19 protein-coding genes are annotated in these 20865 nt (G+C 45.9%); 10 read left to right on the top strand and 9 right to left on the bottom strand.

Translation table 11 applies throughout. The features are described from left to right. Positions 1-363: 363 nt before the first annotated feature. A complete protein-coding gene (locus CEQ32_RS09690) occupies positions 364-1722 on the bottom strand; it encodes a YjiH family protein (RefSeq protein WP_088585929.1) in 1359 nt (452 codons plus the stop codon). A 701-nt stretch (positions 1723-2423) separates the two neighbouring features. Between CEQ32_RS09690 and CEQ32_RS09685 the strand changes: the two genes are divergently transcribed. Then, positions 2424-3143, top strand: coding sequence for a DUF998 domain-containing protein (locus CEQ32_RS09685; protein ID WP_069454456.1), 720 nt, complete (start codon positions 2424-2426; stop codon positions 3141-3143). Between the two features lie 15 nt (positions 3144-3158). On the opposite strand, the gene CEQ32_RS09680 is transcribed toward CEQ32_RS09685, so the two are convergent. Together CEQ32_RS09680 and ubiU are read right to left on the bottom strand one after the other, a co-directional pair. Next, positions 3159-4031: a U32 family peptidase gene (locus CEQ32_RS09680; RefSeq protein ID WP_088586973.1), complete on the bottom strand. Its 873-nt coding sequence runs from the start codon at positions 4029-4031 to the stop codon at positions 3159-3161. Between the two features lie 31 nt (positions 4032-4062). Then, positions 4063-5064 (bottom strand): ubiquinone anaerobic biosynthesis protein UbiU, encoded by a 1002-nt coding sequence (gene ubiU, locus CEQ32_RS09675; protein ID WP_088585928.1) that lies wholly within the window; start codon positions 5062-5064, stop codon positions 4063-4065. A 138-nt stretch (positions 5065-5202) separates the two neighbouring features. On the opposite strand from ubiU, the gene ubiT reads away from it, so the two are divergent. Then, positions 5203-5739 (top strand): ubiquinone anaerobic biosynthesis accessory factor UbiT, encoded by a 537-nt coding sequence (gene ubiT / locus CEQ32_RS09670; protein WP_055647294.1) that lies wholly within the window; start codon positions 5203-5205, stop codon positions 5737-5739. Positions 5740-5825: 86 nt separating this feature from the next. On the opposite strand, the gene CEQ32_RS09665 is transcribed toward ubiT, so the two are convergent. Together CEQ32_RS09665 and yegQ are read right to left on the bottom strand one after the other, a co-directional pair. Continuing rightward, on the bottom strand, positions 5826-6077 hold the full coding sequence (locus CEQ32_RS09665; RefSeq protein WP_011621854.1) for a YfhL family 4Fe-4S dicluster ferredoxin: 252 nt from the start codon (positions 6075-6077) through the stop codon (positions 5826-5828). A 3-nt stretch (positions 6078-6080) separates the two neighbouring features. Next, positions 6081-7454 (bottom strand): tRNA 5-hydroxyuridine modification protein YegQ, encoded by a 1374-nt coding sequence (gene yegQ / locus CEQ32_RS09660; RefSeq protein ID WP_055647295.1) that lies wholly within the window; start codon positions 7452-7454, stop codon positions 6081-6083. Positions 7455-7819: 365 nt separating this feature from the next. Between yegQ and CEQ32_RS09655 the strand changes: the two genes are divergently transcribed. Continuing rightward, the gene (locus CEQ32_RS09655) at positions 7820-8659 is read left to right on the top strand and encodes an HDOD domain-containing protein (RefSeq protein ID WP_037415376.1); all 840 of its coding nucleotides are present in this window, start codon (positions 7820-7822) and stop codon (positions 8657-8659) included. A gap of 85 nt (positions 8660-8744) precedes the next feature. Continuing rightward, positions 8745-10274: a putative bifunctional diguanylate cyclase/phosphodiesterase gene (locus CEQ32_RS09650; RefSeq protein ID WP_088585927.1), complete on the top strand. Its 1530-nt coding sequence runs from the start codon at positions 8745-8747 to the stop codon at positions 10272-10274. Here the strand turns inward: CEQ32_RS09650 and CEQ32_RS09645 are convergent. Together CEQ32_RS09645 and CEQ32_RS09640 are read right to left on the bottom strand one after the other, a co-directional pair. Next, the gene (locus tag CEQ32_RS09645) at positions 10263-10676 is read right to left on the bottom strand and encodes a thioesterase family protein (RefSeq protein ID WP_037415381.1); all 414 of its coding nucleotides are present in this window, start codon (positions 10674-10676) and stop codon (positions 10263-10265) included. The two genes, CEQ32_RS09650 and CEQ32_RS09645, sit on opposite strands and share 12 nt — an antisense overlap. 173 nt (positions 10677-10849) lie before the next feature. Further along, on the bottom strand, positions 10850-12106 hold the full coding sequence (locus tag CEQ32_RS09640) for an adenylosuccinate synthase (protein WP_037415384.1): 1257 nt from the start codon (positions 12104-12106) through the stop codon (positions 10850-10852). Positions 12107-12241: 135 nt separating this feature from the next. Here CEQ32_RS09640 and CEQ32_RS09635 point away from each other — a divergent pair, with 135 nt between their 5' ends. Beyond that, positions 12242-13147 (top strand): LysR family transcriptional regulator, encoded by a 906-nt coding sequence (locus CEQ32_RS09635; protein WP_088585926.1) that lies wholly within the window; start codon positions 12242-12244, stop codon positions 13145-13147. Between the two features lie 9 nt (positions 13148-13156). Here the strand turns inward: CEQ32_RS09635 and CEQ32_RS09630 are convergent, their stop codons facing one another. Beyond that, on the bottom strand, positions 13157-13978 hold the full coding sequence (locus CEQ32_RS09630; RefSeq protein ID WP_088585925.1) for a substrate-binding periplasmic protein: 822 nt from the start codon (positions 13976-13978) through the stop codon (positions 13157-13159). Between the two features lie 530 nt (positions 13979-14508). On the opposite strand from CEQ32_RS09630, the gene CEQ32_RS09625 reads away from it, so the two are divergent. Both CEQ32_RS09625 and CEQ32_RS09620 read left to right on the top strand, forming a co-directional pair. After that, the gene (locus CEQ32_RS09625) at positions 14509-15366 is read left to right on the top strand and encodes a sulfurtransferase (RefSeq protein WP_088585924.1); all 858 of its coding nucleotides are present in this window, start codon (positions 14509-14511) and stop codon (positions 15364-15366) included. A gap of 92 nt (positions 15367-15458) precedes the next feature. Continuing rightward, the gene (locus tag CEQ32_RS09620) at positions 15459-15971 is read left to right on the top strand and encodes a DUF2937 family protein (protein WP_047534608.1); all 513 of its coding nucleotides are present in this window, start codon (positions 15459-15461) and stop codon (positions 15969-15971) included. 42 nt (positions 15972-16013) lie between these two features. Here CEQ32_RS09620 and CEQ32_RS09615 read toward each other — a convergent pair whose 3' ends face one another. Next, complete coding sequence (locus tag CEQ32_RS09615; protein WP_088585923.1) at positions 16014-17321, bottom strand: NAD(P)/FAD-dependent oxidoreductase; 1308 nt, start codon at positions 17319-17321, stop codon at positions 16014-16016. Positions 17322-17554: 233 nt separating this feature from the next. Here CEQ32_RS09615 and CEQ32_RS09610 point away from each other — a divergent pair, with 233 nt between their 5' ends. The 3 genes from CEQ32_RS09610 to CEQ32_RS09600 all read left to right on the top strand — a co-directional run bounded on the left by CEQ32_RS09610 (position 17555) and on the right by CEQ32_RS09600 (position 20606). After that, positions 17555-18103: a cupin domain-containing protein gene (locus CEQ32_RS09610; RefSeq protein ID WP_037415400.1), complete on the top strand. Its 549-nt coding sequence runs from the start codon at positions 17555-17557 to the stop codon at positions 18101-18103. 384 nt (positions 18104-18487) lie between these two features. Beyond that, positions 18488-19249 carry a gamma-glutamyl-gamma-aminobutyrate hydrolase family protein gene (locus tag CEQ32_RS09605; protein ID WP_037415404.1) on the top strand — a complete coding sequence of 254 codons (762 nt, stop codon included), beginning with the start codon at positions 18488-18490 and terminating at the stop codon, positions 19247-19249. A gap of 1 nt (position 19250) precedes the next feature. Further along, complete coding sequence (locus CEQ32_RS09600) at positions 19251-20606, top strand: glutamine synthetase family protein (RefSeq protein ID WP_037415407.1); 1356 nt, start codon at positions 19251-19253, stop codon at positions 20604-20606. Positions 20607-20865: the final 259 nt, after the last annotated feature.

Raw genomic sequence — 20865 nt, 5'->3', positions numbered from 1 at the left:
ATTGGCCCACAAATGGAGCTAATAAGTAAAGCTACTAAATGATTTCTGTCCCAAAACATGCTGCGTATTTCTTTTTAAAACTTACAAATTACGCGAATGCCATGGCTCACCAAAAGACAGCACTTAAAGAATTAAACGGCCAAACTTTATCTTTCAACAGTAGTATCCAGAAATTCTAAATGACTTCCTGTAAAACTGAGTTATATGGTGGCGAGTGGAGTTTGTACGACTAACCCACACCCAACGAAGTAATCAAAACAGCCTGTTTGTGTATGAGTTCGTTAATGAATGCATTTATAAGTGATACAAAAAAGGGGAGTCAGTTAAATCTGACTCCCCTTGATATTTAAGGTGATGTTGCGCTTAGAACAGCAAATGAGCCACGCCAGCAATGACTGGCAGAGTCACTAAGGTGCGCAGTACGAACACGACAAAAAGCTCAACAAAATTCACTGGGATCTTACTGCCAATCAGCAGTGCGCCCACTTCGCTCATGTAAATCAGCTGGGTTACTGATAAGGCGGCAATCACAAAGCGGGTCATATCCGATTCGATAGAGCTGGCTAAAATCGACGGAATAAACATATCGGCAAAGCCAACAACGATGGTTTTAGAGGCTTCGGTGGCTTCAGGGATATGCAGCAGTTCCAGTAACGGAATAAACGGCATACCTAAGTAATTGAAGATGGACGTATGCTCGGCGATGATCAGCGCCGTGGTACCAATGGCCATTACTACAGGGAGAATGCCAAATATCATATCGATAACGTTTTTAATACCTTCATTTAAGACGGCTTTGATACCACCAGCACTGGCCGCTTTCTCGAGCGCTTTATCAAAGCCCCAAGAGAGTGCGCCGTGTCCTGCGGGGATCATCTCATCATCAGGTTGACGTGGCGTATCGTCGATATAGTTATCTTTTTTCCACGACAGTGGCGGCAGCTTAGGCACAATCACGGCGGCCGCAAAACCCGCTAAACACACGGTCAGGTAGAAGGGCACAAACATATGCTCTAACTTTACCTGTGAGATCACCACTAAGCTGAAGGTAATTGACACCGCCGAGAAGGTGGTACCGATAACTGCGGCTTCCCTTTGGGTGTAAAAACGCGCTTCGTATTGCTTGCTTGTCAACAGGATCCCAACGCTACCATCACCTAACCAAGAGGCCATACAGTCGATGGCGCTGCGACCTGGCAGGTTAAACACGGGGCGCATCACTTTGGTCAGCAGAGTACCAAATAGCTCTAATAGACCGAAGTTTAATAGCAGTGGCAGCAACATACCAGCGAAGATAAACACCGAGAAGAGTACCGGTAACAGGTCGTTCAGCACTAAGGCACCGGTACTTGAAGAGTTAATCGCTTCGGGGCCAATGCCAAAGTAGGTCAGCACGATAAAGACAGCGCCAACGACACGGGTGGTAAGCCACAGCGGGCTGATGTTGAGTAAACCATTGAGGAAGTGATTGTTCAGCACAAACTTAGGTTTGAGTAACTTTGTCAGCAACGAAGCCAAGGCCATGGCGACAACAATCACAGTCACGATTAAGGTTAATACATCGCTTAACACGCTTTGCAGTGCTTTAGAGATGATTGCGATGGGAATCGTTATCGCATCGTTATAGCTGATAGGGGTCATAAACAGCAGCAGACCGATCAGCGAAGGGACGATAAAGGTGAGTATCGTCTTAATGTTGCGGTTTTTATGTTCAGTAGCCAATGGTGTACACCTTAAAGTACGAGTCGCACAAATAAACTTGAATAAATGCTCTCTCAAAACCGCATTCTTTGCTGGGGTGAGGTGCATTTTCATTCAACTCAAAATCGAGAAGGGGGAAGATTACTCGCTTAGCGCCGCCATGTAAAACGATTCGGAAATTTGTTTGAGATAAGCAGCAAAATAGCATAGTTATTTGGGCGGTTTCTAATGAATGATTTTGGCGTGAAATTACGTTTTGATGCAGTTTATTTAATTGAATCAAATGATTATAGAATGGTGTTGCGAATTGTTTATTGAGTTGTTTTGCTCTTGGGGTTATTGGTTTTTTTGTGATATTTTGTTCAAAATTTTCTCAATGGATCTTCACTAAATACACTTTTAGATGCTTTTTTGTCCATGAATCGTATCGGGGCTTCAGTTGTTGCTAACTTAATGTGAGCCAACTAACACTGGTGAGAATGATGGGGTAACCTTTTGGGACGATACAGCGATAATTGAATTTATTGTGATTATTTATTCATTTTTAACTTTGGATTTGCATATATTTTATTGAAAAATGACTAAATTACGAGTGTTTTTGCGATGACTAAAAAATCGCGAATAGTGATGAAATAAAATATTACGCTAAAGAGGATAGGGGCCGCTTTAATTCTTTGTAATTCCATGTAAGTTAGTACTACTTTGGTTTGGCTAAATTATCCATGACTGTTATAAAAATGAATATGGCAACAAGGGGCTCGGCACTTGCCACTAAGTTTGGTTTTCTTGGTATTTTTGGATTGATGCTGGGGATCTGTGTGGCGGTATTCGGATTTGATTATTCTGAAACACGCTCCTTCAATTTTTTAAATCATACACTGAGTGAATTGGGTACCTATGGTCATTCTAGCTTTGCCGTGGTACTCAATGGCGGTTTATTTTTTGGCAGTTTAAGCGTTGTTTTTTATTGTCTTTCCTCCCTACAGACTGTAAGCGGGTTTTGGGGGTATCCTTTCTTTTGCGCTTTAGCACTGACGTTTTTAGCCTTGGCCTGTGTTGGGCTATTTCCGGTCAATGTGTATCACTTGCATATCCTCGCACTTAAATGGTTTTTCTACTTTGGCAGCTTAAGTGCAATTTGTTATCTACTATGGGTGGGATTCGGCTCGCAGCACCGTCAGCGCTTGACGATATTATTAGCGCTGTTGGTATTGCTCAGTATGATGACTTTTCTCTATGTGCCGCTGTTAGCATTGGGCTTAACGGAAGGAGACAGACCTTTCTATCAAGAAATGATACTGCAATTGCCAAGGCCCGATTTATGGTGGCCTGCATTGCTGGAATGGATTGGGCTTGGGAGTCTATTAAGTTGGACGGTGGCGCTGCTATTAACGCCACCATCATGTATCCCCACATTCACCCAGGAGACAACGCTTGAGTGAAGTAGGCTATGTCTTTTATCTGACGAAGGATTTTAGCCCTGCTTCGCCAAACCAGTAACCGTTACAGTGCTCATCGCTAAGAGGAAACTGAGCGTCCGTTGCCTCGCTAGTTAATGCCTCGACCAGCGTATCGGCCTTGGTGATACAGGCTACGCTGCTGGGCGAAACCCGAAACACATCTACGCCAACCTTTATCATTTCATTGATTTCACTGCGTAAATCGACACAGCTGGCCGACTGGGTTTGAATGCCATTTAACCTCAGCAAAGGCTGAGCTTCTTGGGTTTGTGCTAGTAAACCCTTGCTGTATTGGCGGCAAACGGTTTCGCAGCTGTCCTTCGACAAATGTTGATGCCTTGCAGTAAAGCAACGCGCCGAGTGGGCGAGCGGCAAGTAGCCATGGCCGAGTACTTCGACTTCGAATTCGGGCTTTTGCGCGACCACTTGGCTCAGCCAAGCCTTTGACAGTTCTACTGGCATCACAAAGCGCTGCATGCCAAAGCGCTGCAAAATATCTAAACTGGCGCGGTTGTAGTTATTGATGCTGGCGCCACAGACAAAGGGCAGCTTGTGCTCCTTAGCGAGATACACTGCCGCCATGTCGTTGGCCTCAATGCTAAATTCGCCATTATCGACCTGACGTTTAAGCTCTGTGTATTCCGAGGGCGCTTCGATAAGGGCGAGCGTTGACAGCACCACCTCTTTACCCGCAGATTTAAGCATTTTGGCCAGTTCGAGATAGTCGCCAAACTTGAGTTCGCGTCGACGGCTACAAACGGCTTCACCCAAATAAACTAACGGGATCTGACTATTGGCCACCTGCTGGTAAAAGTCGATGACCTGTTGTTTTTCCCAGCAATAGAGCAGTGGGCCGAGGGAAATTTTCATAATCGTTTCTTCTTTGTGGTTATCGCTAGGGCTATTGCCAGTCACGCTCGTAGGCGCCTAAGGTGGTAATTTGGCCTTCGGATACTTTCGCGAGGGCTTGCTCCCAATGGGCCTGAGTCTGGAATTTATCTGGATTATTAAGATAAGTATCAATCGCTTGACGCCAAACCTTGGTTACCTGCTCCACATAGGCAGGGCTGCGCTGACGCCCCTCAATCTTAAGTGACACTATGCCCGCTTTGGCAAGCTCAGGCAGCAAGCTAAGGGTATTTAAACTGGTGGGGGACTCGAGCAGATATTGCGGTTTATCATCGTCTTGGGTGAGATAACGGCCTTTACAGACGACGGGGTAGCCCATTTGTTCATCGAGCCCTGATTTATCAATTAAGACCTCGTTGAGGCGAGTCAGCCTGTCTTGGCCCTGTTCCTGCCAGCGCACGTGTTTCGCTGGCGAGCAAGAGCCACCAGTGTTGGGTGATTGACCGGTAACATAGGAGGATAAGTGGCAGCGGCCTTCGGCCATAATGCACAGACTGCCAAAGGCAAAGACCTCTAAATCGACAGGGCTGACCTTGGCGAGGTCGCGTACTTGTTTCATCGACAGCACTCTGGGTAATACCACCCGCGCGATATTAAAAGCCTCTTTATAAAAACTCAGTGCGCCCAAGTTGGTGGCGCTGGCCTGTACCGATAAATGCAGCGGAATATGCGGATATTGCCTGTGGGCATAGTCGAGCAGCGACAGATCGGCAACGATTAAGGCATCAACGCCAATACTGGCCGCTAAGTCGATGGCTTGATACCAGCGGTGCTCTTCATTTGGCTTAGGAAAGGTATTTAAGGTGAGGAAGATTTTCTTGCCCCGCTGATGGGTGAGCTCGGCGGCTTCCTGTAATTTTGCAGGGGTGAAGTTTAAGCCCGCGAATGAACGTGCATTGGTATCATCCTTTAACCCAAGGTAGACAGCATCGGCTCCGGCCTGCAGCGCCGACTTTAGCGAGGCCAGGTTTCCTGCTGGACACAACAACTCCATAATGGTGCTCCCGATAAAATAACAGGGGCAGAGTGTAGGGAAGATTGAATGGCGGTGAATTGATTTAAAACAGGTTTAAGATCATAAAATCTCGGTAAACTGGGAGATATAGTGTTTTTTATCCTTAGGTAACTGCTTATGTCCGCTGTTTTTTCAGCTAATCTTGCAAAACAACTGCTCGAACTCACCCCAAAACTGATCCGTTTGCCACTCTCTAAAGTGCCCTTTAGCCTCAAGGCTAAGGTGCTAAGCCAACTACTAACACAGCTGCTGGCGTCGCAGGCTGAAGATGGCGAGTTAGATTTTTTGGCAGGTAAGTGGGTTGCGATTCGAGTTGAAGATCTAAATCTGCATTTTGAAGTGAGTTTCGATGGCCGTTGGCAGGTGCGTGAACTGACCGATGCCCAAGTGACATTTAGTGCCAAGTCTGCGGAATTATTGTTGGTTGCGGCGGCGAAAGAAGACCCTGATACGCTGTTTTTCCAGCGTAAACTGAGTATTGAAGGCGATACCGAGTTAGGGCTTGAGGTAAAAAATCTGCTGCTCAGTATCGAATTTGCTAGCTTGCCGACACCCATTCGCTTGAGCGTTGAAAAACTGGCCGATGCCATTGTGCGTTTGCAGCTTGAGGCAAAACCGACGGTGATTTTAGCTAAATCCCCAAGCTTAAGCTGATGCGAACGTGGCTGTAATCAACCGATAAACAAAAGCCCCGCTTAGATTGCGGGGCTTTTTGTTAAGTTTAAACGGCTGACGCTCAATCAAATTTTTTGCGTGAGTATGGCAAATTTGACTAACAGCTCGTCGTGGGACTCGACACGGTTAGGGTCAGGGTCAATACAATCAATCGGACAGACGGAAACACAGGTCGGCTTATCGTAGTGGCCTACGCATTCGGTGCAGCGGTCTGGGTCGATTTCATAGATTTCTTCCCCCATGGTGATAGCCTGATTTGGGCATTCAGGTTCACACATGTCGCAATTGATGCAGCTGTCGTCGATCAGTAATGCCATGCCTTAGCCTGCTTCGTGTGGGTTACGGGTATCCTGACCTTGAGGCAGGTTACGCAGTAAAATGCCGTGGTTCAGATCAACCTCTTTCGGCACGGGCAAGTAAACGGTATGGCCCGAACCTAATCCCGCTTCAACCGCTTCGGCTTTGCGGTTTTCGAGTTGTTCGATGGTGAGGCTGATATTGCCCTGCGGCGTCATTAATTCAACGCTATCGCCGACGGAGAATTTGTTCTTCACTTCGATTTCGGCAAGGCCAGCCAGATTGCGTTTACCGGTTAATTCACCCACAAATTGTTGGGTATCGCTGACCGAGTAGCCATAGTCGTAGTTTTGGTATTCATCATGGACATGGCGACGTAAGAAACCTTCGGTGTAGCCGCGGTGCGCTAAGCCTTCGAGTTGATTCATCAAACTGCGATCGAAGCTCTTGCCTGAGGCAGCATCGTCGATGGCCTGACGGTATAGCTGTGCGGTACGGGCCACATAGTAGAAAGACTTAGTACGGCCTTCGATCTTCAGCGAGTCGATGCCCATTTTGGCCAAACGCTCAACGTGTTGGATTGCGCGCAGGTCCTTAGAGTTCATGATATAAGTGCCATGCTCATCTTCAAACGCTGGCATATATTCACCGGGGCGATTGGCTTCTTGCAGCAGGAATATTTGATCGGTCGCAGGACCCGCGCCTAAGGTCGGCGTCTCGATTTGCACCGTATTAGCTTGTGGCGACAGAGCAATGATATCGCCCGAGTCGGTTTGCTGCGCTTCATGCACATCGTATTTCCAACGGCAGGCGTTAGTGCAAGTGCCTTGGTTTGGATCGCGTTTGTTGATGTAACCCGACAGCAAACAACGGCCTGAGTAGGCCATACACAGGGCGCCGTGGACAAACACTTCTAACTCGATATCGGGGCAACGTTGGCGAATTTCTTCGATTTCATCTAAGGATAATTCACGGGATAAAATCACCCGTTTAATGCCTTGGGTTTGCCAGAATTTGACCGACGCCCAGTTAATGGCATTCGCTTGCACCGATAAATGCACCACCTGCTCAGGGAAAGCCTCACGCACCATCATGATAAGGCCAGGATCTGACATGATCAGCGCATCGGGCTTCATCGCCACTACTGGCTCCATATCTTTGATATAGGTTTTGAGCTTGGCGTTGTGGGGAGCAATGTTACTCACCACATAAAGCTTTTTACCCAGCGCATGGGCTTCTTCGATACCCGTTGCGAGGTTTTCCATCTTAAAGTCGTTATTACGTACCCTTAGGCTGTATCTCGGCTGACCGGCGTACACGGCATCTGCACCATAGGCAAAGGCGTAACGCATGTTTTTCAGCGTCCCAGCGGGAGATAACAACTCTGGTTTAAACATAATGACTCTCGAATTGGTTGGTAGATGGAGGCGCAATGCGCGGGGGCGGCATTTTACACAATCAAAGTAGGCTTATGCAAATTGCTACGTCTAAGATTAGGTATAGTTCGCGTTTTACGAATATACCTACCATTCTTACTCTGACGATCGTGCGAGACCATGAATCCATTTGTGTGTTTCCATTGATTTTCACCTTTAACTTAATCTGAGATATCAAAGCGTAAAATGTTTTGTCGTGAGACTAAATTGATAACAGCGTCATACAAATAATTAACGTCTGATGCTTTTTTCTGCCCATCAAATGATCGTCAACTGATATACTCCAACTATTACCGCTTTATGTTTGCAGATTGATGGGAGCGAAGATGTCTACTGAACATCTACTGTTAGTCGGATTACTTAAAAAATTAAAAGATGATGCCTTAGTATTGCCAACCTTGCCTGAAGTCGCCATGCGGGTGCAAGAAGTGGTGAGCCGCTCAGATGCAAGTCTTAAGCAAGTGGCAGAGGTGATCGGTCAAGATGCGGCCATTTCGGCGCGTATTATTAAAGTGGCCAACAGTGCCTTGTATAGTCGTGGGATTCCCGCCGAGAGTATTAATAGCGCAGTCTCCCGTATTGGCTTAATCCAAATTAAGAGTATTGCGACATCAGTGGCGATGGAGCAGCTATTTATTTCCACCAATGAAATGGTGTGGGAAGTGATGGATGAGGTTTGGCGTACTTCTATCGATGTGACGGCCGCGGCTTGTGCCATATTGCAGATGTACAATAAGCGTCGTCCTAGCCAGTTAAATTTAGACACTTTAACCCTTGCAGGTTTAGTCCATAATATCGGTGCTTTGCCTGTGCTCACTGAGGCGGAGGCCCATCCTGAGTTATTTACCAGTATTGAGCAATTGCGTTCTTTAGTACGTAAAATGCAAGGCCCTTTAGGTCGTGCCGTGTTAAAAAGTTGGGATTTTGCCCCTGAGGTGATGGAAGTAGTTGAGCGATGGGCTGATTTGCCCTATTTACCCGACCATGTTACCTACTTAGATTTTATCCGTGCCGCGGCATTCTACACTGGCGAGTTACGCGCAGGAGCTGATTTTGAGCAGCGGATGGATGTGTTTGTTAGCCGTGGATTACCCGTCTCGGCGAATGACTTAGCAAGTGATGAATTTATGGATAAATTCCATTCAATCAAAGAAAGTTACCAGTAATCCTAGGGCTTAGAAGGAAATTAATCTTGTCCTATGGTGAGGAAATATTGGTCATTAGCTTACGCTGTAAGATTGAGGCCTAGGTATGGTTATTTTGGAGTTTATCAGTTTAGCGTTGGTTATCGTTTTGATCGCCGTGCTGTTTCTTTTACGCACAAGATCCCAAGCATTGCGCCAACAGCAGCAATTCTTAGCACAGTTATGCCCTCAACTTGAAAAGCAAAAGACGGACCGAAGCCCACTTAACATTACAGACGTGCCGCAAGAGTATGCGTCCCTGTATCATTCCTTAAATGAGATGTTAGCCGCGTTACCCGCGGGGATGGGCAAAGATAAGCTGACAGGGTTAAATAATCGTGTTGGGCTTAAACGCGCACTGGCTTCGTTAATGCCTATCACACAAGGTACTTTAGTCCTTATTGATATTTATCGTTTTCGCTATGTGAACGATCTTTTTGGGTTTGTGTTTGGCGATATTTTGCTAAAACAGTTTGCCGAGCGGTTAACTGGCTTAAGCCTAAAACCGAAACTGATTGCCCGCTTAAATGGTGATGAGTTTTTTCTCTATTACGAGCAGAGTTTGTCGCAGGAGTCGTTGCTGCATTTACGTGGGCGCTTGCAGGTACCCTTTAAAATTAAGGATACGCCAGTCAGTGTGCGCCTACAAATTGGCTGTTTGCAATTAGCGCAGCACCATGCAGACGTGAGTAATATGCTCAGAAGACTCGATTTGGCACTCAAAAAAGCCCGTTCAACTCGAATCGAAATTGCCTGTTACAGTGAGAATGATGATATTCGCCAGCTGCGAGAATTAAAGATTATTGATAGCTTGCCTAATGGTTTACAACGCAATCATTTATACATGGTTTACCAACCTAAGCAGGATGTTGCTTCAGGCGGATGCACTCAGGTCGAGGCATTAATCCGCTGGGAACATGAAGAGCTAGGATTGGTTTCTCCTGGGGAATTTATCCCACTTGCCGAATGCGCGGGTATGATCGATCTCGTTAGCCATTGGGCCTTAGAACAAGTGCTCCAGCAGCAGGTAAAATGGCGATTAGCGGGGATTTCTGTTTGTGTTGCGTTGAATTTATCGACTCGCGATCTCGATAGTGAAACCTTACCCCATGAAATCGATGCGCGCCTAAAGCATTACCAGTTACCGCCAGAATGCTTAATGATTGAAATTACTGAGAGTACTTTGATGGCAGATTTAAATAAAGCCGTTGATACCTTAGCGCAAATCCGCAGCCTTGGGGTAAAACTCGCCATCGATGATTTTGGTACTGGTCATTCTTCCCTCGCTTATTTAAAACATTTACCTGCAAACGAAGTGAAGATTGATAAAGCATTTCTTGAGGATCTGAAACCGAACGAACCCTCTGAATATATCCTTGAGGCCAGCATTAATATTGCTAAAAAACTCGGTTATGAAGTAACGGTCGAAGGCGTTGAAACCCAAGAGGTGCTTAATTTCTTAGTCAAGATGGGCGTCGATCGGATTCAAGGCATATGCTACGCCAAGCCAATGCGGGCAGTAGAGCTTGAGATGCACTGGCATCGACTCCGTCCTGCACCCAAAATGCTTTGCGTCAATATGGGGTCACATTCCTAAGCTTAATTGAGTGATTAACTCTGCTGGCATCGGCGCGAGTTGTCGCGCTTGATTCATACAGACCATTTCAATGGTGGCCGTGACCGCAGGTTTTTTGCCGTTGGGTCGCCAAATTTCCTGCTGCCATACAGTGCGGTATTTACTCTCAAAGTAGAACTTAGTGCGGATATCGATGATGTCGGCAAATTCCACGCCTTCGTGGCACAACATATCACTGCGATACACGGCGAAACCTAATTGTTGCTGTTGCCAGAGCTCGCGTAAACGCTCGGCGCCAATCACATGCTCACGGGCACGCTCGAAGTATTTCAAAAAGTTCGGGTGATACACCACACCAGAAAAGTCGGTATCTTCGTAGTAAATTTGCACAGGAAAAGAATAAGTCGGGCTAAATTGCGGCATAAAATCATCGATATAGGATTATTCATTTGAGCGCAGTCTAGCGGTTTATTTTGTGAAACAAAACCCAAGAGAGTCGCTCAGTCCCATTGGAATGGGGGATGAGTATAAAAAGCAAAAGTAAAAAGCCATATTCGCCGAAACGAATATGGCTTTTTTGTAGGGTAATCGATGCGTTAGCGAATGATCATTTGATCGCGCTCAGGTCCAACTGACACCATGCTGACGCGCACGCCCATGAGGGCTTCGATGCGTTCAACATAATGTTGTGCAGCCTTTGGCAGACTTTCGAAGGTACGGCAAGTGGTGATGTCTTCACTCCAGCTTTCCATTTGCTCGTACACTGGGCTTAATGCAGCCGTTTGTGGCCAAATTGGGTTCTCAGTGTGCTCACCGTCGTAGGCAACACAAATCTTGAGATCTTTCATGCCTGTCAGGCAGTCAATCTTGGTCAGGGCGATTTCAGTTGCTGCTTGCAGCTCAACACCATTACGAGTCGCAACGGCATCGAAGTAACCCATATCACGTGGACGACCCGTAGTCGCACCAAACTCGTTGGCGTTTTTACGGAAGTCATCCTGCTCTTCCATCGCGGTAACTAAAGTACCTGTACCGACAGATGAGCTAAAGGCTTTGGCTACGGCAATGATGCGCTCTGGGCGCAGCGCGGGTAAGCCACTGCCTAAACCTGCGAAAGCCGCCGTCACGTTAGAAGAGGTTGTGTACGGATATTCACCGTAAATTAAGTCACGACCTGCGCCTAATTGCGCTTCAAACAGTAAGTTAGCATCTTGTTTTTGCAGCGCTTTTAATGGCTCTGTCACGTTACAGATAAAGGGACGCCATGGCGCGGTGACATCTAATAACCACTGAGTCATTTCGGCGGCAGTTTGGGAGAAGTCACAGCTTGGATAGAGCGCCTTTAACTGTGGTAGCTTCCAATCAAGCATAAATTGAATGCGCTCTTGCAGTACTTCGGGTTGCTTTAACCAACCAACCAGAATGCCTTTTTTCATCACACGATCGCCATAGGCGGGAGCGATACCTTGACGGGTTGAACCGTAGGCCAGATCGCCTAAGCGTTGTTCTTCTAAGGTATCTTCCAGTGCGTGGATCGGTAAGCACAGGGTTGCGCGGTCAGAAATGCATAACTTAACTTCAATGCCAGCCGCTTCGACTTCGGCGATCTCAACACTGAGTTTTTCAGGGCTGATCACCATGCCAGGGCCAAGTACTGCAACGCAGTTTGGATTGAAAATACCGCTAGGTAATTGGTGTAATTTAAAGGTGCCATAGTCGTTTACGACTGTATGGCCTGCGTTGTTACCGCCTTGAAAGCGAACACTCGCAGCAGCATCAGCGGCTAAATAATCTACGATGCGGCCTTTGCCTTCATCACCCCAATTTGCACCCACAACTACGATAGACGGCATAACATCATCTCCACAGGAATTAAGCGGTTATGCTAGACCCCGTCATCGAATAAGAGAAATTAATTATAGTTATCGCATCGATAAGAAAGTCATATATCATGACGCAATTGGGAATGATGGATGGAGATAAAAGCAATGCTCGAACTTCATTGGCTAAAAACCTTTGTGACATTGGCTGAGTGTAAACACTTTGGTAAAGCAGCTGCGGCGCTGCATATGACACAGCCCAATGTCAGCCTACATATCAAACAACTTGAGCAGAACACGCGGGTGAAGTTGATTGAACGCAATCCGTTTAGGTTAACTCAGGCGGGGTTCCGTTTGCTCGAGAGCAGTCAGAAGACCTTGATGGAGTTGCAAGTGTGTCAGGCGGATCTCAATGCCATCAACGATCTTAGCCAAGGTACCTTAACCATAGCGGCTAGCGACATCATTTCTCGCTTGTTGTTAATTCAGCCTTTTCAATTGTTTAAAGCGGAATTCCCCGGGATTGATTTTTCCCTGCTTAATACGACTTCGTTTCAAGCCTCGGAACTGGTCACCAATGCCGAGGCGGATTTAGGTTTTGTTATCGCTCAAAAGGAAAGTCAGCCGCTACATTTTACTGAGTTGCAGCAAATCAAATGGTGCGCACTTGGGAATAATTTAGCGCTATGGCAGCAGAGTCAAGGGCGTGATGATATGCCATTAGCGGAGCAACCTACCTTGATTTTACTTGGGCACGATACCCGTACCCGCGAGCTGCTTGATCCCGCCTTACCTAGCTTAAATTTGCCTCGCTATCGGATTATGGAAGTCGGCAGTGTTGATGCACAAATCGATTGGGCGGAGGCTGGTTTTGGGGTGGCTATTGTGCCTGAGTTTGCCATTTACACTAAGACAAACTTAAAGAGTAAGGTGACACCACTGCCGGATTTTCCAAGTACAAGCCTAGGCTATATTGTGCGCCAAAATCAGATTTTATCTAAAGCTATTAAACAGTTATTGCAGTGGGTCAATCAAGAGATTATCCGCATTCAAGGACAGAGCGTGGGGAGCTAACTTAGATGATTAGTTAGCACTCAACAATTGCAGATATTGGCCATTTTCTTTCAGCATGGATAAGCCTTGATCGAGGGCTTTAGCCAATAACGCAGCTTTAGGGTTTTCCTTCGAGAACGCTAAATAAATCTGACTGCTGTGGTTGTCAAAGGCGGCGATGACTTCATCGCTTACACCCATTTTTTGCAGGTTTTCTTGTGCAACAAGATCAAACATAACAGCCGCATCGATTCGGCCAATCAGCAGCAAATTGATAAGTTGCTGTTGGGTGGCGACCGTGACGATGTTCAATTGACGTTGTTTGACTAATTCAGGAAATTCGTCCCCATATTCATAGCTTTTTATTACTCCAACATTGCTGCCTTTTGGTATTTGCCATTTGTTTTCAGCAAGTAAAGAACGTTGCTTTCGTTGATAAAATGAGGCTTTTGCGACAAATAATGGCATCTCCCCAAAGACGAAACGTTGCTCTGTGCTGGCTTCTCTGGTGACATTAAATACTCCATCGACAGCCCCTTTTTCGGCCATCATCAAGGCTCGGCTGTAGGGCACAACAAGACTATTGACCTCAATGTGAGCTTGTTTAAATGCGGCTTCGATCAGTCGATGAGAAATGCCTTGGCCAAACTGGTTTGCAAATGGGGGCCAACTGTCTTCGGCTGCTAAGGTAACAGTCTGAGATGAGGAGTTTTGTATAACATTTTGACTTTCTTGAGCTTTAGCTTGATGGCTGACTAAGAATAACAATAATAGTGAGGTACTCAGTAAAAAAAACAGTGTCGAAAAACGTTGCTGCTCAATTTTAGCCTTAGTCTCACCGCAAACACGCATTTTATGTCCATATTAGCCTATTCCTAATGGGGTAACTTATAGCATAAGTCTTTATTATGAGGCCAATTATTTTGAGCTGTGCATGGAGAATTGTGAGCCTCACTTTACCTACTGATAACGAGTAAATGGTACCTATTAGACTAGAAGTCGTGAAGGCGAAGATGGCTAGCTGGTGTGCTAGGGTTAAAGATATGATGGTTTATCTGACGCTATCTCGGTTTAGCCTTTCAAAACCTCAAGTTGAGCGTGTTTTTTTATATTGTTATTCAATGTATTGGCTTAGTTTTGATTCAGCGATTATAGGCCGTTAAGTATCAAGGTTATCGAAAAATGCTTGTTGCACCTGTAGAAAATAGCTGGTTTAGTGGAGGTGAATCACCACAAAGCCTAAATCATTTTGAAAGTATTTAGGGGGCGTTTTCAGGTTAAATTGCTGTCAAAATACCCCGAAACTTCAATACGCCATTAATGCAAGATAATAGCAATGGGGTGTTGAATTTGAATCAATAAAACAACAATAAGGACAACCAATGGAATATCCTCTCGTCAGTACTCAATGGCTCGAAGCGCATCTTACCTCGCCTGATTTAGTGTTACTCGACGCCAGTATGGCCGTGGTTTTGGGCAAAGAGCCGATTGTCTATTCAGAGCCTGTATGTATTCCTCGCTCGAGGCGCTTTGATGTGGAAGAGGATTTTTGCGATAAAACGTCTTCTCAAACCCATGCCTTACCAAAATTTGAACAGTTTGTAGAAGGAATTGCCAAGCTTGGTATTAGCCGGAACAGCGTGGTTGTTATCTATGATAATCAAGGTATTTATTCATCTCCGCGCGCTTGGTGGATTTTCAAAGTAATGGGATTTCACCGTGTGTATGTGCTCGATGGTGGCTTACCTCAATGGATGGCTGAAGACAGAGTCACCTCATCTCGCTACCAGGAAGAAGGGATGGATTATGGCGCAAGCGATAGTGAGGAACTGACTGCTGTACTGGAATATCAGCCTGCGAAGGTGATGGATGCTGAGGCTGTGTTAGCCAAGCTTGATGATAGCGATAGTGCGATTATTGATGCACGGGGATCGGCGCGTTTTTTAGGCCAAGTGAGTGAGCCGCGATCTGGAGTCCGCAGCGGGCATATTCCCCATTCGGTCAATCTCCCCTTTGGTGACGTGCTCAATGGTTTCAAAATCAAAGATGTGGCCGAATTGGTTAAGCTGTTTCAAGGGCTTGTTAGCGATAAACCGTTAAGGATTTTTAGCTGTGGCTCGGGTATTACCGCCTGTATTTTAATCTTAGCCTCGGTCGCTTCGGGGCATACTGATGCTGTACTTTACGATGGTTCTTGGGCTGACTGGGGCAGTCGCAACGATTTACCCATCGAGCGTTAAACGATATTAGGTGGAGTGCTGTCCTTCGGAATGCTAACCTTGCCGCAATCAATTGACGGTGATATGTCCTTTGACTTATCAAGGAGTTTGTCATGATAACCAGATTGTTCGATAAATTGATCTTCGGCTTTATCTTAGTGATGGCGCTGCAACTCCCCCAATTAGCCGATCATTATCAGCAGTTTTTGGCTGGGCTCTATACTTCGACCCAATGGCAAGTTGAGGGCTATAAGGCAACGGCTAAGGCGTATCACTTCAGCGATGTTGAAACCATGATCGCCCGCCATTTGCAAAATGAAGAGCCTAGCGTTAGGGCGGATGCCGAGCAAAAGCGCCAGACGTTGGCTCTGCTGCAAACACTTCAACAGGGAATGCTGACTTTTGAGCAGGGCAATCTCTTCGAGAAAACCGCCTATATGTTCAATCCCGCTCGTTTTGAATATTTAGAGCAGACTATTGTTAACTTTAAGCCTGGCATCCCGTTAACCGCCAGTGGTATCGGTTTTGGCGTGTTGGTGGCGTTAATCGTGCATTATCTTGGTTCACTGCCTTTTATTCTGTGGGCAAGGCGGCGTAGGCGGATTAAGTTAACCCGCGCCCTATAGGTCGTTGGATACTTGCGCGTTTATCCAACGACAGGGCAAACCTTAGAATAAGTCCTTAAACCTGTGGTACAGCATACCCGCAGCCAGCATAGGCGAGCGGAATGTGGGGCCGCCAGGGAAGGTCATATGCTTAATCTTGGCGAATACATCAAAATATCCTGCTTGCTGACAAATGGCTTCGGCTAGGAGTTTTGCTGCCATGTGGGTGGCATTTACGCCATGACCTGCATAGGCTTGGGCGTAAAAAATATTACTCGCATCGGGTAGGCGACCAATTTGCGGCATACGGTTGGCGCCAATGCCTATCATGCCGCCCCATTCGTAATCGATGCGGATGCCTTTTAATTGTGGGAATACCTTTTCAAGATTGGGCCTAAGCGCTGCCTCTATATCCTTTGGGTCTTTGCCTGAATAAGTACAAAGTCCACCAAAGAGTAAGCGTCTATCCGCTGATAAGTGGAAGTAATCTAGTGCAATTCGCATATCTGCAAATGCCATGTTTTGCGGGATAATGCTTTGGCATTGCGCTTCTGTGAGTGGTTCGGTTGCTAGTAGATAACTCCCCGCAGGAAGCACCTTACCGCCGATGTAGCTATTCAATTTATGGCCAATATAGGCGTTGCCTGCGAGTACGAGATATTGGCAAGTCACTTCGCCTTTTGCCGTTAATACTCGCGGTTTATTGCCTGAAATAATCTTTTCTGCGGCGCTGTATTCAAATAATTGCGCACCTAATTCACGGGCAACACGAGCCTCGCCCAAGGCCAAGTTAAGTGGATGTAAATGGCCACTTCCCATATCCACTAGGGCACCTTGGTAAAATTCTGAGCCGATAACTTCACTGAGTTGGGATTGGGTCAGCAGCTTTATTTCATGCTGATATCCTAGGCTTTTAAGACTGTCGAATTCGTCTTGAAGCTCAATCATATGTCGAGGCTTCACCGCAAGATCGCAATAGCCCATTTGTAAGTCACAATCGATATCATGGGTCTGTATCCGATTGCTAACGATCTCCACGGCTTCAAAGCCCATTTGCTGGATCGCACTGACACCTTCTTGTCCAATTTCGTTTATAAATTGCGCTGGGTCATGGCCAATACCGCGGATCAGCTCACCACCATTGCGTCCTGAAGCGCCCCAGCCAATTCGTTTGGCCTCAAGCAACACCACACTTAAGCCTCGCTGTCTTAGCTCAATCGCTGTGTTAATGCCGCTAAAGCCGCCACCCACAATACAAACATCTGCCGTTATGCTGCCATCAAGTTGAGGGTGAGCGCAAATTTCTTTAGCAGTATCAAGATAATAAGAGTGAGGGTATTGTTCACTATGCACTGGAGGTTTAGTGGCCATTAGGGCTCCAAAAAATTGTTTTTATTGTAAATTGGGCTTGTCTCAGTATACTCATCACACTTTTGTGATACTGCTTTAAAGTGTTCGTTTTATTTAACACACTTTTTAGCTAGAATACAACGGAAGCGATTAAACTCACGCTTTTAGGGCTAAAATGTGTTTGGGATGGTGTTTATCCTGAACAACCGTTCTTCATCTATCGGGGCGACCGATCCTTTGGGGAGATGTGAAATTTGGATATTGGAGCCAGTCTCAGAACTGTTCGAAAAATGAAAGGCTTATCCCAACGCGAGTTGGCTAAGCGTGCTGGTGTGACTAACAGTACGATTTCAATGATCGAAAAAAACAGTGTTAGCCCATCCGTCAGTTCTTTGAAAAAAGTATTGTCGGGTATCCCTATGTCTTTAGTCGATTTTTTCTCAATTGAAGCTTCAATTGAGTGTGAGCAAAAAGTGGTATATCGCTCCGATGAACTCCTCAACATAGGTACAGGGCCATTAGAATTCAAATTGATTGGTCGTGATTTTCCCAATCGTGCCATGTCGGTGATGAGTGAAACCTATCCACCGGGTTCGGATACGGGCGAGGAAATGCTGAAACACGAAGGTGAAGAAGCTGCCATGGTGATTGAAGGTAAGTTCGAGCTTACCGTTGGCGACGAGGTATATATCTTAGAAGCGGGTGATAGCTATTACTTTAATAGTGAGCTACCCCATCGATTTCGCAATCCCTTCGATGAGCCTTGTCGGCTGATCAGTGCTACAACCCCTGCTAATTTCTAATTGCGTAACGCTGTCCTAGATTGCCTAGGGTAGCGTTCTCTTTGAGAACCCACCAGTTACTCACCATGTTAGTCCGGCTTTGGATTGTAATATATCATTCAAAGTGTAAATAATATTTTTCAAATGAACTTAGGTTTTCAGTCTTTATCTTTGGCTAATTTTCATCCTGACAATACTGCTGGTGGTTGTTTTATCATCAAAGAACAAAGATTGTTAGTTTAAGTTTCTGTATTAAAACTAAAAATTACGCATTAAAATCAAACTGTCATTAACAAGTGTTTAACCTCTTGCCTGAGGTTAAATTTCGGTGTACTGTGTGAAAAAATGAACATTAAAAATTAACTTGTTCATTGTACTCGTGAATAAATGCTTGGAAGGTGAGTTATGTCTACCCTGTTACCCCTTATTGGTGTTATTGCGTGTAACCAACGATTGGGTTCACACCCTTTTAATATTGTTGGCGAAAAATACCTATTAGGTGTGGTAAATGGTGCTAAGGGGTGGCCACTTGTGATCCCATCCTTAGGCGCGGACCAACCTATCGAAGCCATTCTGGCAAGACTTGACGGTATTCTGTTTACGGGGTCGCCCTCTAACGTTGAGCCACACCTTTATGCGGGGGTACCGAGTGAAGCGGGTACTCACCACGATCCTAAGCGTGACGCTACGACACTACCACTTATTCGAGCTGCCATTGCTGCGGGAGTCCCCGTGCTTGGGATCTGTCGCGGTTTTCAGGAAATGAACGTGGCTTTTGGTGGCAGTCTGCACCAGAAGTTACACGAAGTGGGCGGTTTTATTGAACATAGAGAAGATAAAGAGGCCTCGTTAGAGGTGCAATATGGGCCATCCCACAGTATTACTGTGGAGCCTGGGGGGGTCATTTACGAGGCTTGGGGCCGTAACTCTGCAGAGGTTAACTCTGTGCATACTCAAGGCGTGGAGCGCCTTGGGATGGGGTTGCGGCCAGAAGCTTGTGCTCCTGATGGTCTTGTGGAGGCTTTCTCCGTGATAGATGCCACTGAATTTGCCCTCGGTGTGCAATGGCATCCTGAATGGAAAGTAAGTGAAAACCCATTTTACCTCTCAATATTCAATGCCTTTGGCGATGCGTGTCGTCGTAGGGCTACAACTCGAGTGAAATAAAATGAATAAGCTAATCGCTTTTTTAAAAGAACGAAAAATCACAGAAGTCGAATGTGTTATCAGCGATATGACTGGTATCGCCCGTGGCAAAATTGCCCCAGTAGATAAATTTCTCGATGAAAAAGGTATGCGCTTACCCGAAAGCGTGTTGCTGCAAACCGTCACCGGTGACTTTGTCGACGATGATATCTATTACAGTTTGCTCGATGATGCCGATATCGATTTTGTCTGCGTTCCCGATGAAAATGCAGTATTTATGCTGCCTTGGACGATTGAAGCTACGGCGCAGGTGATCCACGATTGCTACGACAGAATGGGCAATCCTATCGAATTATCACCTCGTAACGTCTTGAAAAAAGTGTTGTCTCTTTATGATGAAAAAGGCTGGGAGCCTGTTATTGCACCTGAGATGGAGTTTTACCTGACCAGCCGCAGCGATGATCACGATTTACCCCTCAAGCCGCCTATTGGCCGCTCAGGCAGACCGGAAGCGGGGCGTCAGTCTTTTTCAATTGATGCCGCCAACGAATACGATCCTCTGTTTGAAGATATGTATGACTGGTGCGAAATTCAGGGTTTAGATATTGATACGCTTATCCATGAAGATGGCCCAGCACAGATGGAGATTAACTTCAGTCACGGCAACCCGTTATCACTAGCGGATCAGGTGTTTGTGTTTAAGCGCACTCTACGTGAAGCGGCATTAAAGCATAATGTTTGCGCTACCTTTATGGCAAAACCCGTAACCGATGAGCCGGGTAGTGCTATGCATATTCATCAAAGTGTGATTAACAAAGAAACCGGTAAAAATATATTTACCAACGAAGATGGTACGCAAAGTGCGTTGTTTTTGAGTTATATCGCAGGGCTACAGAAATTTATCCCTGAACTCCTACCTTTGATGGCCCCAAATGCTAACTCGTTCCGTCGATTCTTACCGGGAACCTCTGCGCCCGTTAACTTGGAATGGGGTGTTGAAAATAGGACCTGTGGTTTACGTATTCCGGAATCTTCACCTCAAAATCGTCGTATTGAAAACCGTATACCTGGTGCGGATGCTAACTGCTACTTAGCCATTGCAGCGAGTTTACTCTGTGGTTATATCGGTATGGTCGAGGGACTCAAACCCTCCACACCCGTTCAAGGTAAATCCAATGAAAGCCGGAGCAATAACCCACACTGCTTACCATTAACCTTGGAAGAGGCGTTAGCCGCGATGGAAGAAAGTGATGCCTGTAAGGAATATTTAGGTGAGTCCTTTACCACGGGCTTTGTGGCCGTCAAACAGGCCGAGCTTGAAAATTTCCGCAGAGTGGTGAGTTCGTGGGAGCGAGAATTTTTATTACTCAGTGTATAAAATGTTTTACATAGGTTGCACTGTTTTTGTTCAATATTGTCATGTTGTTAACGGATTCTAACGCCTGACAATGAGAACATTCAAACAGTGATTAAAAATTCTCTGCACCATTTTGGGTTGCTTGCTTAACTTTGGTGCAGAGTGCTTTTAACCTTAAGTGCTTACTTTGGATAAAGGGAAGATTTATCTACTCTTTTGAGTGCTCATTCATTTAGTGTCTCTGTGTGCGGTGCTTGGGTCCTAAGAGTAAATACATAAA

Source organism: Shewanella sp. FDAARGOS_354 (assembly GCF_002209245.2).
GTDB lineage: Bacteria > Pseudomonadota > Gammaproteobacteria > Enterobacterales > Shewanellaceae > Shewanella > Shewanella xiamenensis.
Note: the sequence above shows the minus strand (reverse complement) of the source record. Positions and strands in the feature narration are given on the sequence as shown.

Excerpts from the sequence above, each read along its gene's own strand:
- CEQ32_RS09625 (WP_088585924.1), top strand. The coding sequence starts at position 14,509 with ATGGAATATCCTCTCGTCAGTACTCAATGGCTCGAAGCGCATCTTACC.
- CEQ32_RS09645 (WP_037415381.1), bottom strand. The coding sequence starts at position 10,676 with ATGCCGCAATTTAGCCCGACTTATTCTTTTCCTGTGCAAATTTACTAC.
- CEQ32_RS09680 (WP_088586973.1), bottom strand. The coding sequence starts at position 4,031 with ATGAAAATTTCCCTCGGCCCACTGCTCTATTGCTGGGAAAAACAACAG.
- CEQ32_RS09635 (WP_088585926.1), top strand. The coding sequence starts at position 12,242 with ATGCTCGAACTTCATTGGCTAAAAACCTTTGTGACATTGGCTGAGTGT.
- CEQ32_RS09615 (WP_088585923.1), bottom strand. The coding sequence starts at position 17,321 with ATGGCCACTAAACCTCCAGTGCATAGTGAACAATACCCTCACTCTTAT.
- ubiU (WP_088585928.1), bottom strand. The coding sequence starts at position 5,064 with ATGGAGTTGTTGTGTCCAGCAGGAAACCTGGCCTCGCTAAAGTCGGCG.
- CEQ32_RS09650 (WP_088585927.1), top strand. The coding sequence starts at position 8,745 with ATGGTTATTTTGGAGTTTATCAGTTTAGCGTTGGTTATCGTTTTGATC.
- CEQ32_RS09665 (WP_011621854.1), bottom strand. The coding sequence starts at position 6,077 with ATGGCATTACTGATCGACGACAGCTGCATCAATTGCGACATGTGTGAA.
- yegQ (WP_055647295.1), bottom strand. The coding sequence starts at position 7,454 with ATGTTTAAACCAGAGTTGTTATCTCCCGCTGGGACGCTGAAAAACATG.
- CEQ32_RS09605 (WP_037415404.1), top strand. The coding sequence starts at position 18,488 with ATGTCTACCCTGTTACCCCTTATTGGTGTTATTGCGTGTAACCAACGA.
- CEQ32_RS09655 (WP_037415376.1), top strand. The coding sequence starts at position 7,820 with ATGTCTACTGAACATCTACTGTTAGTCGGATTACTTAAAAAATTAAAA.
- CEQ32_RS09620 (WP_047534608.1), top strand. The coding sequence starts at position 15,459 with ATGATAACCAGATTGTTCGATAAATTGATCTTCGGCTTTATCTTAGTG.
- CEQ32_RS09600 (WP_037415407.1), top strand. The coding sequence starts at position 19,251 with ATGAATAAGCTAATCGCTTTTTTAAAAGAACGAAAAATCACAGAAGTC.
- CEQ32_RS09630 (WP_088585925.1), bottom strand. The coding sequence starts at position 13,978 with ATGCGTGTTTGCGGTGAGACTAAGGCTAAAATTGAGCAGCAACGTTTT.
- CEQ32_RS09685 (WP_069454456.1), top strand. The coding sequence starts at position 2,424 with ATGACTGTTATAAAAATGAATATGGCAACAAGGGGCTCGGCACTTGCC.
- ubiT (WP_055647294.1), top strand. The coding sequence starts at position 5,203 with ATGTCCGCTGTTTTTTCAGCTAATCTTGCAAAACAACTGCTCGAACTC.
- CEQ32_RS09640 (WP_037415384.1), bottom strand. The coding sequence starts at position 12,106 with ATGCCGTCTATCGTAGTTGTGGGTGCAAATTGGGGTGATGAAGGCAAA.